The following is a 14,916-nucleotide window of genomic DNA, read 5'->3' as shown; positions in this document are numbered from 1 at the left end:
CGGCCGGGGCGGGCGCACCGGCTCCGGCGCGGGGCGGCGTGCGGGCTCGGGGGCACCGAAGACCGTGGCCGCCGGCTTCTCACCGCTCTCCACGGCGCGTACGGCGGCGAGCAGATCGGCCGCCGTGCCGCTGAGCTTGCCGCCCGCGTCGATCGGCCCCTGCTTCTCCGACTTGCGCCGCTCGATCCGCTCCCGTTCGATCCGCTGCGCGGCCAGCTCGGCCTCGGTCTCGGAGACCTGCGCGGCCGCCTCGCCCCCGTCCCCGGCGGGCTCACCCGGCTGCGGGCCGGAGGCGGACCCGGCCGACTCCGCGGTGCCCGGGGTCTCCGGCCCGGTGTCCACGGCGTCCGTGGTGTCCTCGGTGGCGGGCTCGGGCTCCGTGCTCACAGCGTGCTCCAGTCGTGATCGGGATAGCGGTGCACGGGCGCCGACACGTCGTCGAGCGCCCGGCAGATCTCGTCAGGAAGACTAAGGGTCTCCACTGACAACGCCGCCGTGAGCTGCTGCGCGTTGCGCGGGCCGATGATCGGGGCGACCACTCCGGGCCGGTCGCGGACCCAGGCCAGCGCCACCTGGAGGGGCGTCACCGCGAGCCCGTCCGCGGCCGTCGCCACCGCGTCCACGATGTGCCCGGCCGTTTCGTCCAGGTAGGGCTCGACGAACGGGGCCAGATGGTCCGAGGCGCCCCGTGAGTCCGGCGGCGTCGCGTCCTTGCGGTACTTGCCGGTGAGCACCCCGCGGCCCAGCGGGGAGGAAGGCAGCAGTCCGACGCCCAGGTCCAGGGCGGCCGGCAGCACCTCCCGCTCGACGCCCCGCTGGAGCAGCGAGTACTCCATCTGGGTGCTCGCCACCCGGTTGCGGACACCGGGCGCCGCCAGCTGCCAGGTCGCCGCCTTGGCCAGCTGCCAGCCGCAGAAGTTCGAGACCCCCGCGTAGCGCGCCCGGCCGCTGCTGACCGCCACGTCCAGGGCGTGCAGCGTCTCCTCCAGCGGTGTGTGCGGGTCGAAGGCGTGCAGGTGCCACACGTCGACGTGGTCCGTGCCCAGGCGGGAGAGGGAGGCGTCCAGCGCGGAGAGCAGATGGGCGCGCGAACCGTCGAACCGGCGGTCGGGATCCGGAACGCTGCCGGCCTTCGTCGAGATCACCAGGTCCCGGCGCGGCACCAGGCCCTCCATCAGGCGGCCGAGCAGATACTCCGACTCGCCGTCGCCGTAGACGTCCGCGGTGTCGACGAGCGTCCCGCCCGCTTCCCAGAAGGTCTTCAAGAGGTCCGCGGCGTCATGCTCGTCCGTGTCCCGGCCCCAGGTCAGGGTGCCGAGACCGATGCGGGACACGCGCAGTCCGGTGCGGCCGAGATGCCTCTGCTCCATGAACGCCGACATTACTGGCCACGGCTGGCGGTGTGGGGGCCTGTGGACAACCGATTTCCGCGCGCTAAGGTCGGGGCACCAGCCACGTTACTGATCGGTAAGGGGAATCGGCCATGCAGCTCGGGATCAACCTCGGCTACTGGGGTGCCGGAATGGACGCGGACAACCTGGCCGTCGCCCAGGAGGCCGACCGGCTCGGATACGCCGTGTGCTGGGCCGCCGAGGCCTACGGCTCCGACGCGGCCACCGTGCTGACCTGGGTCGCCGCCCAGACCGAGCGCATCGACGTGGGCTCGGCCATCTTCCAGATCCCGGCCCGCCAGCCCGCGATGACCGCGATGACCGCCGCCACCCTGGACTCCCTGTCCCAGGGCCGCTTCCGCCTCGGCCTCGGCGTGTCGGGACCCCAGGTCTCCGAGGGCTGGTACGGCGTCACGTTCGACAAGCCGCTCGCCCGCACCCGCGAGTACGTCGAGATCGTGCGCAAGGCGATGACCCGGGAGCGGCTGTCCTACGAGGGACAGCACTGGACGCTGCCGCTGCCCGGCGGCCCCGGCAAGCCGATCAAGCTGACCGTGCACCCGCAGCGCGAACACATCCCGCTGTACATCGCCGCGATCGGCCCGAAGAACCTGGAGCAGACCGGCGAGATCGCCGACGGCGCCCTGCTCATCTTCCCCTCCGCCGACCACCTGGAGGAGACCGCCGTCAAGCATCTGCGCGCCGGACGCGAGAAGGCCGGCAAGACGCTCGACGGGTTCGACATCTGCCCGACCCTGCCGCTCGCCCTCGGCGAGGACAAGGACGTCACCGCCCTCGCGGACACCTTCCGGCCGTACACCGCGCTCTACGTCGGCGGCATGGGCAGCTTCAAGCAGAACTTCTACAACCAGCTCGCCCGGCGCATGGGCTACGAGCAGGAGGCCGCCGAGATCCAGGAGAAGTACCTGTCCGGCGACAAGCGGGGCGCCGCCGAGGCCGTACCGCACGAGCTGATCGACCAGACGACCCTGCTCGGCTCCGTCGACCGCATCGCGGACCGGATGAAGGCCTACGCCGCGGCCGGCGTCACCACCCTGACCCTCGCCCCCGCGGGCTTCACCCTGGACGAGCGGCTCGCCGCCCTCCGCGCGGGCACCGAGGCCCTGGAGCGCGCCGGACTGGCGTAGTACCGAGAGGGAAAGTTTCTGCGGCCGTGGTGGGGGCTCGGGGGGTCTTCCCCGCCACGGCCGTCACGGAGAACAACGCGCCCACCCGCGCGGGGTTACGCCTCCACGGGTGCCCGGTGTCCTTCGTTCGGCGGAGTTGTCCGCCGCACCTGTTGCCGCGCCCCCTCTGCCGCACTTGACTCGTGCATCGCGGAGTGTGCGGAACCTGCGGACCACGCAGCGGCAGAGAGGTGCCCCGATGCTTTCGGCCAAGAGCCTTTTCCAGGAGATCCTCGACAACGACGAGTCGTTCCGTCTCTTCTGCTCCATCGCGGCCAGTGGCGAGTCCCAGGGCGGCTGGGAGAACGCGCGCATCGCGGCGCTCGTGCCGGAGAGCGAGCGCGCCCTCGCCCCCAAGATCACCCGGCACGGCGCGGACGAGGACAAGCACGGCCGGATCTTCAACGCCCTGCTGAAGAAGCGCGGCCTCGAACCCGTCGAGGTACCGCCCGAGACCGACTACACGATGCTCCTGGAGCGGCACGGCATCGGCCTCGCCCACGAAAAGCTCAAGGCCGACCAGCCCCTCACGGTGCGCGACATCATCACCTACCTCGCCCACAGCAGGGTCACCGAGCAGCGCGCGGCCGAGCAGATGGCGATGCTCCTCAAGTACTTCGCGGACCACCCCGACCTGGGCCGGGCGGTCCGGATGATCTCGGCCGACGAGGACAACCACCTCGCCTACTCCCACGAGGAACTGCTGCGCTACGCCGCCGCCGGGCACGGCCCGTACATCCGGCGCACCCTGCGCGAGTGCGCGCACGCCGAGACCCGCGTGCACCGCGACGTCAGCCTCGCCGTGATGGCCCGCATGGGGCGCATCCTCGGCTGGTCCCGCGCCAGGTCGGCGCTGCTCGCGGCGGGCATCCACGCGATGTACGCCGCCGAGCGGCTGGCCGGCTGGCGCCGCATGGTGACACTGAGGGCACCCGAACGGCGCGACGCGCTCGGCGGACCCGCGACCGCGGCCCCCGAGGTCGCCTGAGGAGGCCGCACCGGCCCCTACAGCCAGCCCCGGCGCTTGAACTGCCGGTACAGCAGCACCTCCAGGACGGCCATCAGCACGATCACCGCCGGATAGCCCCACACCCAGTGCAGCTCCGGCATGTGGTCGAAGTTCATGCCGTAGATCCCCGCGATCATCGTGGGGATCGCCGCCATGGCCGCCCACGCGGAGATCTTCCGCATGTCGTCGTTCTGCCGGACGCTCGTCTGCGCCAGGTGCGCCGACAGGATGTCCGACACCAGCCGGTCCAGGCTCTCCACCGACTCGTTCACGCGCGTGAGGTGGTCGCTCACGTCCCGGAAGAACGGTCGCGCCTTGTCGTTCACGAACGGCACACCGCCGCCGTACGCCCCCGTCCCCGCCAGCCGGGCCAGCGGCGGCGCGAGCGGCCCGGTCGCCCGGCGGAACTCCAGCACCTGCCGCTTGAAGGTGTAGATCCGCGACGCGGTGTGCCGGGAACCGCCGCCGTCCGGCGAGAAGACCTCCGCCTCCAGCTCCTCCAGGTCGGTCTGGAGCTCGACCGCCACGTCCAGGTAGTGGTCGACGGTGGCGTCCGCGATCGCGTACAGCACCGCGGTGGGACCCTTGCCGAGCAGTTCCGGTTCGTGCTCCAGGCGCCGCCGTACGGCCTTCAGCGGCGAGCCCTCGCCGTGCCGGACGACGACCGCGAAGGCGTCGCCCAGGAAGATCATGAGCTCGCCGGTGGAGACGGCGTCGCTGTCCGGCTCGTACACCACCGGCTTGAGGACCGCGAAGAGCGAGTCGTCGTACACCTCCAGCTTGGGCCGCTGATGCGCCTTGAGGGCGTCCTCCACCGCCAGCGGATGCAGCCCGAACTCCTGGCTGACCAGCTCGAACTCCTTCTCCGTCGGCTCGTGCAAACCGATCCAGACGAACCCGCCCGCTCCCCGCGCCTCACCGAGCGCGTCGGAGAAGTCCTCGGGCCCGTCCGTGCGGTGCCCGTCCCGGTAGATGGCGCAGTCGACGATCACCGAACCCATTCTCCCCTCGCCCCGGCGCACCTCTGCCGCGCCGTACGCCTACCCTGGCCGCATGCCCACGCTGATCCTGGTTAGGCACGGACGTTCCACCGCCAACACCGAGGGACTGCTCGCCGGCTGGACGCCCGGCGTCGCCCTCGACGAGCGCGGCGCCGCACAGGCCGCCGCGCTCCCCGGGCGACTCGCCGGCCTGCCGCTCTCCGAGATCGTCACCAGCCCCCTGCAGCGCTGCCAGGAGACCCTCCGGCCGCTGCTCGACGCCCGGCCCGGGCTGCGGGCCCACACCGACGAACGGATCGGGGAGTGCCACTACGGCGACTGGTCGGGCCGCAAGCTCGCCGAACTCAAGGACGAGCCCCTGATGGAGGTGGTGCAGGCGCACCCCTCCGCCGCGGCGTTCCCCGGCGGCGAGTCGATGCGCGCCATGCAGACCCGCGCGGCCGAGGCGGTACGCGAGTGGAACGCGCGCGTGGAGCGCGACCACGGCCCCGACGCCGTCTACCTCATGTGCTCCCACGGCGACATCATCAAGTCCCTCGTCGCCGAGGCACTCGGCCTCCACCTCGACCTCTTCCAGCGGATCTCCGTCGAACCCTGCTCCGTCACCGCGATCCGCTACACCCGGCTGCGCCCGTTCCTGGTCCGCCTCGGCGACACCGGCGACTTCGCCTCCCTGGCCCCGCGCGAGGCACCCTCCGGTGACGAAGCCCCGGTCGGGGGTGGTGCGGGCGCACCGTGATCGTCCGCCGCAGTAGGGTGAACCGGTCGCGGCAGTGCCCCCGATCCCGATCTTCCGCTTTCCCCGACCTCCATGGAGACAGGACGTGTCCCGTCAGGTGTTCCTCTACGACCAACCGGAACGTTTCGTGGCCGGTACGGTCGGGCTGCCCGGGCGCCGTACGTTCTTCCTCCAGGCCTCCGCAGGCTCCCGGGTGACCAGCGTGGCCCTGGAGAAGACCCAGGTCGCCGCCCTCGCCGAGCGCATGGACGAGCTCCTGGACGAAGTCGTACGGCGCAGCGGCGGCAGCACCGTCGTCCCCGCCACCGCGCCCACCGGGCCCGCCGACACGGCGCCGCTGGACACCCCCGTCGAGGAGGAGTTCCGGGTCGGCACCATGGCGCTCGCCTGGGACGGCGAGGATCAGCGCATGATCGTCGAGGCGCAGGCCCTCGTGGAGCTGGACGCCGAGTCCGAGGAGGACCTGGCCGAGGCCGAGGAACGGCTCCTGCAGGACGAGGAGAACGGCCCGCCGATGCTCCGGGTCCGCCTCACCGGCGCGCAGGCCAGGGCCTTCGCCAAGCGCGCCCTCGACGTCGTCAACGCCGGGCGGCCGCCGTGCCCGCTGTGCAGCCTCCCGCTCGACCCGGAAGGACACGTATGTCCGCGCCAGAACGGATACCGCCGCGGAGCGTGACCACCGACGCGGCGGCGGCCGAACTGCTCGCCCAGGGCGAACTGACCGTGCGCGGACGCATCCGTGACGCCTCCAACGCGGCGCTGTACTGCACGGTGACGCACGAGGGACGCGAGGCGGCCTGCGTCTACAAGCCGGTCGCCGGTGAGCGCCCGCTGTGGGACTTCCCCGACGGCACCCTCGCCCAGCGCGAGGTCGCCGCCTACGAGGTCTCCGAGGCCACCGGCTGGGGCCTGGTCCCGCCCACCGTGCTGCGCGACGGCCCGTACGGCGAGGGCATGGTCCAGCTGTGGATCGAGACCGTCCCGGAGACGGAACTGCTCGCCCTGGTGGACGAGGAGGAACCCGGCCCCGGCTGGAAGGGGATCGCCCTCGCCGAGGTCGGCGAGGGCCGCACCGCGCTGCTCGTCCACGCCGACGACGAACGGCTGCGGCGGCTCGCCGTACTCGACGCCGTGATCAACAACGCCGACCGCAAGGGTGGCCACCTGCTGCCCGCGGCGGGGGAGCGGCTGTACGGCATCGACCACGGGGTCACCTTCAACGCCGAGAACAAGCTCCGCACCCTCCTGTGGGGCTGGGCGGGCGACCCGCTCACCGGGGAGGCACTGGCGGTCCTCGACGCCCTCAGGGAGGCACTGAAGGACGGCGGCACCCTGGCCATCCGGCTCGCGGCGCTCATCACCCCCGCCGAACTCGACGCCACGCGCGCGCGGGTCGACGCCCTGCTGGCCTCCGGGAAGCACCCCGAACCGAGCGGCGAGTGGCCGGCCATCCCCTGGCCGCCGGTGTAGGCGCCCCGCCCGCACAGCGGCCGGTGCCGCGCAAGAGCGCCTTACCGGCCATCCGGCCCGGTCCGGTTCGTGTACGGAACATCCGTCCGGTTAGGCTCATGACATGCATGCCTGGCCCGCTTCCGAGGTCCCCGCCCTGCCTGGTCAGGGCCGCGACCTGAGGATCCACGACACCGCGACCGGCGGCCTCGTCACCCTCGACCCCGGTCCCGTCGCCCGTATCTACGTCTGCGGCATCACGCCGTACGACGCCACCCACATGGGGCACGCGGCGACCTACAACGCGTTCGACCTCGTGCAGCGCGTGTGGCTCGACACCAAGCGGCAGGTCCACTACGTCCAGAACGTCACCGACGTGGACGACCCGCTCCTGGAGCGGGCCGTGCGCGACGGGGTCGACTGGACCGCCCTCGCCGAGCAGGAGACCGCCCTCTTCCGCGAGGACATGACGGCGCTGCGGATGCTCCCGCCGCGGCACTACATAGGCGCCGTCGAGGCCATACCCGGCATCGTCCCGCTCGTCGAGCGGCTGCGCGACGCCGGCGCGGCCTACGAACTCGAGGGCGACGTCTACTTCTCCGTCGAGGCGGACCCGCACTTCGGCAGCGTCTCCCACCTCGACGCCGCCGCGATGCGGCAGCTTTCCGCCGAGCGCGGCGGCGACCCCGACCGGCCCGGCAAGAAGAACCCGCTCGACCCGATGCTGTGGATGGCCGCCCGCGAGGGCGAGCCCAGCTGGGACGGCGGCACGCTCGGCCGCGGACGCCCCGGCTGGCACATCGAGTGCGTCGCCATCGCCCTCGACCACCTCGGCATGGGCTTCGACGTCCAGGGCGGCGGCTCCGACCTCGCCTTCCCGCACCACGAGATGGGCGCCTCGCACGCCCAGGCGCTCACCGGCGAGTTCCCCATGGCCAAGGCGTACGTGCACGCCGGCATGGTCGGTCTCGACGGCGAGAAGATGTCCAAGTCCAAGGGCAACCTGGTCTTCGTGTCGCAGCTGCGTCGCGAGGGCGTCGACCCGGCCGCCATCCGGCTCACGCTGCTCGCCCACCACTACCGCTCCGACTGGGAGTGGACCGACCAGGTGCTTCAGGACGCCCTCGCCCGCCTCGACCGCTGGCGCGCCGCCGTCTCCCGCCCCGACGGCCCGCCCGCCGAAACCCTGGTCGACGAGATCCGCGAGGCCCTGGCCAACGACCTGGACTCCCCGGCCGCCCTCGACGCGATCGACCGCTGGGCCGCTCTCCAGCAGGAGTCGGGCGGCACGGACACCGGCGCCCCGGGAGTCGTCTCCCGCGCGGTGGACGCGTTGCTGGGCGTGGCCCTGTAAGCCCCCGTCGCCCAGCCGCGGTCGGCCGCCCCCGCGTGGCTGTGGGCAGTCGCGCCGCTGGGGCGGCACGGGTGGGCGCAGCGGCACCCGGCAAGCGCCGGTTCGCCCCCCGCGGTGACCCCGGCCGAACGACTGAGGGGCGCTCCCACCAGGGAAACGCCCCTCATCCACATCCGACCGACCGGGCTCAGTCCTCCGAAGACTCCTCGTCGTCCCCGCCCGCCTTCGGCGGCCGCGGCGGCCGAGTCCGCCCGCTCGGGTTGTCCCGCAGGAACGGCGTACCGGCCGGCCCGTCGCCCCCGTCCGCCGTGGCGTGCCCACCGGGCCCCCCGGGCCCCGGTCCGGACCCGTCCCTGCGTCGCAGATACCGCTCGAACTCCCGCGCGATCGCCTCGCCCGACGCCTCCGGCAGCTCCGCCGTGTCCCGGGCCTCCTCCAGCGACTGCACGTACTCGGCCACCTCGCTGTCCTCCGCGGCCAGCTGGTCCACGCCCACCTGCCAGGCACGCGCGTCCTCGGGCAGCTCGCCCAGCGGGACCCGCACGCCGATCAGGTCCTCCAGCCGGTTCAGCAGGGCCAGCGTGGCCTTCGGGTTCGGCGGCTGCGACACGTAGTGCGGCACCGCCGCCCACAGCGACACGGCCGGCACGCCCGCGTGCGTGCACGCCTCCTGGAGGATGCCGACGATGCCCGTGGGCCCCTCGTACTTGGTCTCCTCCAGGTCCATGCGCCGGGCCAGGTCGGCGTCCGACGTGGTCCCGCTGATCGGCACCGGACGGGTGTGCGGCGTGTCGCCCAGCAGGGCGCCCAGGACGACCACCAGCTCGACGCCCAGCTCGTGGGCGAAACCGAGCAGCTCGTTGCAGAACGAACGCCAGCGCATGGACGGTTCGATGCCACGGACGAGGACGAGGTCGCGCGGCTTGTCGCCGCCGACGCGGACCACCGACAGTCTGGTCGTCGGCCAGGTGATCTTGCGTACGCCGTCCTCCATGAACACCGTGGGACGGTTGACCTGGAAGTCGTAGTAGTCCTCGGCGTCCAGGGCCGCGAACACCTCGCCCTTCCACTCCCTGTCGAGATGCGCGACCGCGGTGGAGGCGGCGTCACCGGCATCGTTCCAGCCCTCGAACGCGGCCACCATGACCGGGTCGACCAGCTCGGGAACCCCCTCGAGCTCGATCACCCAGCGCCTCCTTCCGACGTGCCCTCGCGTACCCCCCAACCTTACGGCGTGTCGAGGGGCCGCCCGCAGCCCCCTTGCACGGGGCAGTGAACGGATCACTGCCCCGTCTCCGGGGTCCGGACACCCGCGGCACGGCGCCGAAGCGCGGGCCCTACTTCTTGTCGAGCACGTCCTGGACCTGCGCGCGGACGTCGTCCGTGGCCAGGCCGCGGATCGTCAGCGTCGTACGGCGGCGCAGCACGTCGTCCGCCGTCTCGGCCCACTCGTTGTCCCGGGCCCACACGACCTGCGCCCAGATCTCGGGGGCGTCCGGGTGGACCCGCTGCGCCAGCTCCGGGCTCTCGTTGGCGAGCCGGGCGATGTCGAAGGCGAGCGAGCCGTAGTGCGTGGCCAGGTGCCTGGCGGTGTCCGCCGCCATGCGCGGGCCGGGCGCCGAGCCGTCCACGAGCAGCCGGTGGGCGACCGCGCGCGGGTTGGCGACGCCGGGCAGCGGCAGCTTCTTCGGCAGCGACGCGATCGGCTCGAAGTCGTCGCCCAGCGGGTGGCCCGGCAGCGCCTCCAGCTTCTTCATCACCGTACGGCCGATGTGGCGGAAGGTGGTCCACTTGCCGCCCGCGACGGACAGCATGCCGCCCCGGCCCTCGGTGACGACCGTCTCGCGCTTGGCCTTCGCGGTGTCGCCGGGACCGCCCGGCAGCACGCGGAGCCCCGCGAAGGAGTACGTGATGAGGTCCCGGTCGAGCTGCTGGTCGCGGATGGAGAACGCGGCCTCGTCGAGGATCTGGGCTATGTCCTTGTCGTTGACCGCGACGTCCGCGGGGTCGCCCTCGAACTCCTCGTCGGTGGTGCCGAGCAGCAGCATGTCCTCCCAGGGGAGGGCGAAGGTGATCCGGTACTTGTCGATCGGGGTGGCCAGCGCCGCCTTCCAGGGCGCGGTGCGCTTGAGCACCAAGTGCGCGCCCTTGGAGAGACGGATCGACGGCGCCGCGGCGGGGTCCTCCATGCGGCGCAGGTGGTCGACCCAGGGGCCGGTGGCGTTGAGCACCAGACGGGCGTTCACCCCGAACTCGTCGCCCGAGAGCCGGTCCTTCAGCTCGGCGCCGGTCACCCGGCCGTTGGTGAAGCGCAGTCCGGTGACCTCGGCGTGGTTGAGGACCACGGCGCCGGACTCGACCGCCGCGCGGACGGTCATCAGGGCCATGCGCGCGTCGTTCATCTGGTCGTCGCCGTACACGGCCACGGCCTTGAGGTTGTCGGTGCGCAGCTCCGGCACGTCCTGCGCGGCCTTGGCCGGGGAGAGCAGGTGGCCGACGCCGTCGCCGAAGGCGGACAGCGCCGAGTACGCGAAGACGCCGGCCCCGAGCTTCGCCGCGCCGTGCGGCCCGCCCTTGTACACGGGGAGGTAGAAGGTGAGCGGGTTCGCCAGGTGGGGGGCCACCTGGCGGGAGACCGCACGGCGTTCGAAGTGGTTCTCCGCCACCAGCTTCACCGCGCCGGTCTGCAGGTAGCGCAGGCCGCCGTGGAGCAGCTTGGAGGAGGCGGAGGAGGTGGCGCCGGCGAAGTCGCCGGCGTCGACCACGGCCACCCTGAGGCCGGACTGCGCGGCGTGCCAGGCGGTGGAGATGCCCAGGATGCCGCCGCCGATCACGAGAAGGTCGTACGACGCCTTGGAAAGCTGCTCCCGGGTCTCGGCCCGGCTCGGGTTGGAGCCGGAGGCCGGGTGCGTCCCCAGGGCAGGCACGGACTGCAGGGTGGACTGGGTGGTCATGACGGTTCTTACTCCTCGTCCTCGAGCCAGCCCATGGTCCGCTCGACGGCCTTGAGCCAGCTCTTGTACTCACGGTCGCGGATGTCCGCGTCCATGCGGGGGGTCCACTCGGCGGCCCGCCGCCAGTTGGCGCGCAGGTCGTCGGTGCTGTTCCAGAAGCCGACGGCGAGACCGGCGGCGTAGGCGGCGCCGAGGCAGGTGGTCTCGGCGACCATCGGGCGCACCACGGGGGCGTCCACGAAGTCGGCGAGGGTCTGCATCAGCAGGTTGTTGGAGGTCATGCCGCCGTCGACCTTGAGGGCGGTCAGCTCCACACCGGAGTCCTTCGTCATGGCGTCCGCGATCTCACGGGTCTGCCAGGCGGTGGCCTCCAGGACGGCGCGCGCGAGGTGCGCCTTGGTGACGTAACGGGTCAGGCCGGCGATCACACCGCGGGCGTCGGAGCGCCAGTACGGGGCGAACAGGCCGGAGAAGGCCGGCACGAAGTAGGCGCCGCCGTTGTCCTCGACCTGCATCGCGAGGGTCTCGATCTCGGCGGCGGTGGAGATCAGGCCCATCTGGTCGCGCATCCACTGCACCAGCGAACCGGTGACGGCGATCGAGCCCTCCAGGGCGTAGACCGTGTCCTGGTCGCCGATCTTGTAGCCGACGGTGGTCAGCAGGCCCGAGTAGGAGTTGATGAGCTTGTCACCGGTGTTCATCACCATGAAGGTGCCGGTGCCGTACGTCGACTTGGTCTCGCCCTCGGAGAAGCAGGTCTGGCCGAACAGGGCCGCCTGCTGGTCGCCGAGCGCGGAGGCGACCGGGATGCCGCCGAGCAGTTCGCCGAGGCGGCCGCCCTTGATCTCGCCGTACACCTCGGCGGAGGAGCGGATCTCCGGGAGCATCCGCATCGGCACGCCGATCGACTCGGCGATCTTCTCGTCCCACGCCATGGTGTGCAGGTTCATCAGCATGGTGCGCGAGGCGTTGGTGACGTCGGTGACGTGCTTGCCGCCGTTCACACCGCCGGTGAGGTTCCAGATGACCCAGGTGTCCATGGTGCCGAAGAGCAGGTCGCCCGCCTCGGCGCGTTCGCGCAGGCCGTCGACGTTGTCGAGCAGCCAGCGGGCCTTGGGACCGGCGAAGTAGGAGGCCAGGGGAAGGCCGGTCTCGCGGCGGAAGCGGTCCTGGCCGACGTTGCGGCCGAGTTCCCTGCACAGGGCGTCGGTGCGGGTGTCCTGCCAGACGATGGCGTTGTGGACGGGCTCACCGGTGTTCTTGTCCCAGACGAGGGTGGTCTCGCGCTGGTTGGTGATGCCGATGGCCTTGATGTCGTCGCGGGTGATGCCGGCCTTCTCGACGGCTCCGGCGACGACCTCCTGGACGTTGGTCCAGATCTCGGTGGCGTCGTGCTCGACCCAGCCCGGCTTGGGGAAGATCTGCTCGTGCTCCTTCTGGTCGACGGAGACGATGCGCCCGTCGCGGTCGAAGACGATGCAGCGCGAGGAGGTCGTGCCCTGGTCGATGGCGGCGATGAAGGGCCCTGCGGTGTGGGCGTCGGTCACTGTGTGCTCCTGGGGTTCCGTGGTGGGTGGCCGGTGCGTACGGCGCGTGGTCTGCGGCTCGATGATCGCCGAGCGGGGGCCCGCTCAGGCGAACGCGACGTTGTAGACACCTCCGGCGATCGCACCGCCGATCAGCGGACCGACGACCGGGATCCAGGCGTAGGACCAGTCGGAGCCGCCCTTGTTGGGCAGCGGCAGCAGGGCGTGCACGATGCGCGGGCCGAGGTCGCGGACCGGGTTGATCGCGTAGCCCGTCGGGCCGCCGAGCGACAGGCCGATGGAGACCACCACGAACCCGGTGATCAGGGCGCCCAGGATGCCGAGGCCGTTGCCCTCGTCGTTGAGGCCCTGGGTGAGGATGGCGAGGAGCAGGACGAAGGTGCCGATGATCTCGGTGGCGAGGTTCTGGACCGTGTGCCGGATCTCCGGACCGGTGGAGAAGACGCCCAGGACGGGGCCGGCGCCCTTCTCCTGCGCCTCGACGGACTTGGCCGTCGTGTCCTGCGCGCCGGGACCGCCGACGATCTCCCGGTCGGTGAGGTGGGCCTGGAACTGGCCGTAGTAGGTGATCCAGACCAGCACCGCGCCGATCATGGCGCCGAGGATCTGTCCGGCGAAGTAGGTCGGCGTGTTGCTCCAGTCGCCGTCCTTGATCGCGATACCGATCGTCACGGCCGGGTTCAGGTGGGCTCCGGAGAGCGGCCCCGATATGTAGGCCGCCGTCATGACGGCGAAGCCCCACCCGAGGGTGATGGCGACCCAGCCGGCGTTGCGCGCCTTGGAGGCCTTGAGCGTCACGGCGGCACACACGCCGCCGCCGAGCAGGATGAGTATGGCGGTACCGATGGTCTCGCCGATGAAGATGTCGGAGCTGGACACCCGCGACTCCTTTGTCCTTCGTCCAGGGGAAGCCGAACCCCCGGGTCCCTCCGGGTGTTCCGGCGCCCTCGGTATGAGAGCGATGGCGGCCCTTGGCACTGTCCCACTCTAACGCGTATTGCCGGTAGGTGTTCGACAATGCCGACCGATGGACGCGAGTCTCGTTCGGCGCCACGCGTGCGTCAAGAGCTGTGTTATCGAAAGCACGATCGTTATTGATCGTCGCGGGTTATCGCTCTCCGGCCATCCCCGCGGGGATGGCATCCGCGGGAACGCCGAGGGCCGGAACACCGTCGGTGCCCCGGCCCCTGCGCGTGTGCGCGCCTGCTCGCGCGCCCCTAGAACCGCCCGGCGCCCAGATCGCGCGACACCGCGCGGGCGCAGTCCCGTACCGCCGCGACCAGCTCGGGCCGCAGCTCGCCCTCCCGGCACAGCCGTTCCACGGCCCCCGTGATGCCGACCGCGCCGACCGGCATGCGCCTGCGGTCGTGGATGGGGGCGGCGACGGAGGCGATGCCCTCCCAGGTCTCCTCGACGTCGGCGGCGTACCCGCGCGCGCGGGTGATGTCCAGGACGTGCTCGAAGCCGTCCGGCTCGCAGACGGTGCGGTCCGTGAACGCCTCGCGGTCGGCCTCCAGCGCCTCGCTGTGCGCGACCGGGTCGTACGCCGACAGCACCTTGCCCAGCGCCGTGGAGTGCAGCGGCTGCATGGCCCCGATCTCCAGGACCTGCCGGCTGTCGTCGGGCCGGAAGACGTGGTGCACAATCAGAACGCCCCGCTGGTGCAGGACCCCGAGGTGGACGCTCTCGCCGCTGGAGCGGGCCAGGTCGTCCGTCCACACCAGGGCACGGGCCCGCAGTTCGTGCACGTCCAGGTAGGTCGTGCCCAGGCGCAGCAGCTCGGCGCCCAGCTGATAGCGCCCCGAGGCGTCGTCCTGTTCGACGAAGCCCTCCTGCTGGAGGGTGCGCAGAATGCCGTGCGCGGTGCCTTTGGCCAGACCCAGCGACGAGGCGATGTCCGACAGGCCGAGCCGCCGCTCGCCGCCCGCGAGCAGGCGCAGCATCGCGGCCGCCCGCTCGAGCGACTGGATGTTCCGTGCCATCGACGTACTGCCTCCGTCCCCTTCGACTGCCGACCTCGGCGTCGCTGACGTCGTTCGGCAATGCCGAACACTACCGGTCGATGCCGACCTCCCGCTAATGGTCGGCGGGCAACTGTTGCACTTCGGCCACCTCACGGTGACCACGGACGTCCGCACCGGGCCCGCGACCGGACGCGTGCACCGGGCCCGCGACCGGACCCGTGCACCGGACAGGTGTACGGACGGCTGTGCCGCGCGGGCCACCGCCGTCGCGGGGGTGTTCCGGGCGGGCCAGCTCATCCGTTCGGCGGCTCTTCGCGCCGC

At 71.9% G+C, this 14,916-nt stretch carries 13 protein-coding genes and 1 pseudogene; 6 read left to right on the top strand and 8 right to left on the bottom strand.

The annotated features are described in order from the left end of the window. A pseudogene (locus BZZ08_RS21425) lies at positions 1-387 on the bottom strand (DNA helicase RecD); the annotation flags it as partial. Continuing rightward, positions 384-1,370, bottom strand: coding sequence for an aldo/keto reductase (locus BZZ08_RS21420; RefSeq protein ID WP_104633875.1), 987 nt, complete (start codon positions 1,368-1,370; stop codon positions 384-386). The pseudogene BZZ08_RS21425 and the gene BZZ08_RS21420, both read right to left, overlap by 4 nt. Before the next feature lie 113 nt (positions 1,371-1,483). Between BZZ08_RS21420 and BZZ08_RS21415 the strand changes: the two genes are divergently transcribed. Together BZZ08_RS21415 and BZZ08_RS21410 are read left to right on the top strand one after the other, a co-directional pair. Next, positions 1,484-2,539, top strand: coding sequence for an LLM class F420-dependent oxidoreductase (locus BZZ08_RS21415; RefSeq protein WP_104633870.1), 1,056 nt, complete (start codon positions 1,484-1,486; stop codon positions 2,537-2,539). Positions 2,540-2,777: 238 nt separating this feature from the next. Continuing rightward, complete coding sequence (locus BZZ08_RS21410; protein WP_104633869.1) at positions 2,778-3,566, top strand: hypothetical protein; 789 nt, start codon at positions 2,778-2,780, stop codon at positions 3,564-3,566. A gap of 17 nt (positions 3,567-3,583) precedes the next feature. Here BZZ08_RS21410 and corA read toward each other — a convergent pair whose 3' ends face one another. Then, positions 3,584-4,579, bottom strand: coding sequence for a magnesium/cobalt transporter CorA (corA, locus tag BZZ08_RS21405; RefSeq protein ID WP_198601611.1), 996 nt, complete (start codon positions 4,577-4,579; stop codon positions 3,584-3,586). A gap of 61 nt (positions 4,580-4,640) precedes the next feature. Here corA and BZZ08_RS21400 point away from each other — a divergent pair, with 61 nt between their 5' ends. The 4 genes from BZZ08_RS21400 to mshC all read left to right on the top strand — a co-directional run bounded on the left by BZZ08_RS21400 (position 4,641) and on the right by mshC (position 8,130). Further along, the gene (locus BZZ08_RS21400) at positions 4,641-5,327 is read left to right on the top strand and encodes a histidine phosphatase family protein (RefSeq protein WP_104633867.1); all 687 of its coding nucleotides are present in this window, start codon (positions 4,641-4,643) and stop codon (positions 5,325-5,327) included. 85 nt (positions 5,328-5,412) lie between these two features. Then, complete coding sequence (locus tag BZZ08_RS21395) at positions 5,413-6,003, top strand: DUF3090 domain-containing protein (RefSeq protein ID WP_003977160.1); 591 nt, start codon at positions 5,413-5,415, stop codon at positions 6,001-6,003. Next, positions 5,967-6,797, top strand: coding sequence for an SCO1664 family protein (locus tag BZZ08_RS21390; RefSeq protein WP_198601610.1), 831 nt, complete (start codon positions 5,967-5,969; stop codon positions 6,795-6,797). Before BZZ08_RS21395 ends, BZZ08_RS21390 begins: the two co-directional genes overlap by 37 nt. 103 nt (positions 6,798-6,900) lie before the next feature. Beyond that, on the top strand, positions 6,901-8,130 hold the full coding sequence (gene mshC, locus BZZ08_RS21385) for a cysteine--1-D-myo-inosityl 2-amino-2-deoxy-alpha-D-glucopyranoside ligase (protein WP_104633865.1): 1,230 nt from the start codon (positions 6,901-6,903) through the stop codon (positions 8,128-8,130). 187 nt (positions 8,131-8,317) lie between these two features. On the opposite strand, the gene parJ is transcribed toward mshC, so the two are convergent. The 5 genes from parJ to BZZ08_RS21360 all read right to left on the bottom strand — a co-directional run bounded on the left by parJ (position 8,318) and on the right by BZZ08_RS21360 (position 14,613). Next, positions 8,318-9,316: a filament polymerization regulator ParJ gene (parJ, locus tag BZZ08_RS21380; RefSeq protein ID WP_104633864.1), complete on the bottom strand. Its 999-nt coding sequence runs from the start codon at positions 9,314-9,316 to the stop codon at positions 8,318-8,320. Between the two features lie 151 nt (positions 9,317-9,467). Then, positions 9,468-11,084 (bottom strand): glycerol-3-phosphate dehydrogenase/oxidase, encoded by a 1,617-nt coding sequence (locus tag BZZ08_RS21375; RefSeq protein WP_104633863.1) that lies wholly within the window; start codon positions 11,082-11,084, stop codon positions 9,468-9,470. Positions 11,085-11,092: 8 nt separating this feature from the next. After that, entirely contained in the window at positions 11,093-12,631 is a 1,539-nt protein-coding gene (gene glpK / locus BZZ08_RS21370; protein WP_104633862.1) for a glycerol kinase GlpK, read from the bottom strand. 84 nt (positions 12,632-12,715) lie between these two features. Further along, positions 12,716-13,510, bottom strand: coding sequence for an MIP/aquaporin family protein (locus BZZ08_RS21365; RefSeq protein WP_104633861.1), 795 nt, complete (start codon positions 13,508-13,510; stop codon positions 12,716-12,718). 338 nt (positions 13,511-13,848) lie between these two features. Next, on the bottom strand, positions 13,849-14,613 hold the full coding sequence (locus tag BZZ08_RS21360; RefSeq protein WP_104633860.1) for an IclR family transcriptional regulator: 765 nt from the start codon (positions 14,611-14,613) through the stop codon (positions 13,849-13,851). Positions 14,614-14,916: the final 303 nt, after the last annotated feature.

Source organism: Streptomyces sp. MH60, from assembly GCF_002939385.1.
Classification (GTDB): Bacteria; Actinomycetota; Actinomycetes; order Streptomycetales; family Streptomycetaceae; genus Streptomyces.
The sequence above is the reverse complement of the archived record's forward strand: the minus strand, read 5'-3'. Positions and strand labels throughout refer to the sequence as shown.

Bases quoted from the DNA above. Each gene is read 5' to 3' on its own strand.
- BZZ08_RS21420 (WP_104633875.1), bottom strand. From the start codon at position 1,370: ATGGAGCAGAGGCATCTCGGCCGCACCGGACTGCGCGTGTCCCGCATC.
- BZZ08_RS21415 (WP_104633870.1), top strand. From the start codon at position 1,484: ATGCAGCTCGGGATCAACCTCGGCTACTGGGGTGCCGGAATGGACGCG.
- BZZ08_RS21410 (WP_104633869.1), top strand. From the start codon at position 2,778: ATGCTTTCGGCCAAGAGCCTTTTCCAGGAGATCCTCGACAACGACGAG.
- BZZ08_RS21400 (WP_104633867.1), top strand. From the start codon at position 4,641: ATGCCCACGCTGATCCTGGTTAGGCACGGACGTTCCACCGCCAACACC.
- BZZ08_RS21390 (WP_198601610.1), top strand. From the start codon at position 5,967: ATGTCCGCGCCAGAACGGATACCGCCGCGGAGCGTGACCACCGACGCG.
- mshC (WP_104633865.1), top strand. From the start codon at position 6,901: ATGCATGCCTGGCCCGCTTCCGAGGTCCCCGCCCTGCCTGGTCAGGGC.
- BZZ08_RS21375 (WP_104633863.1), bottom strand. From the start codon at position 11,084: ATGACCACCCAGTCCACCCTGCAGTCCGTGCCTGCCCTGGGGACGCAC.
- BZZ08_RS21360 (WP_104633860.1), bottom strand. From the start codon at position 14,613: ATGGCACGGAACATCCAGTCGCTCGAGCGGGCGGCCGCGATGCTGCGC.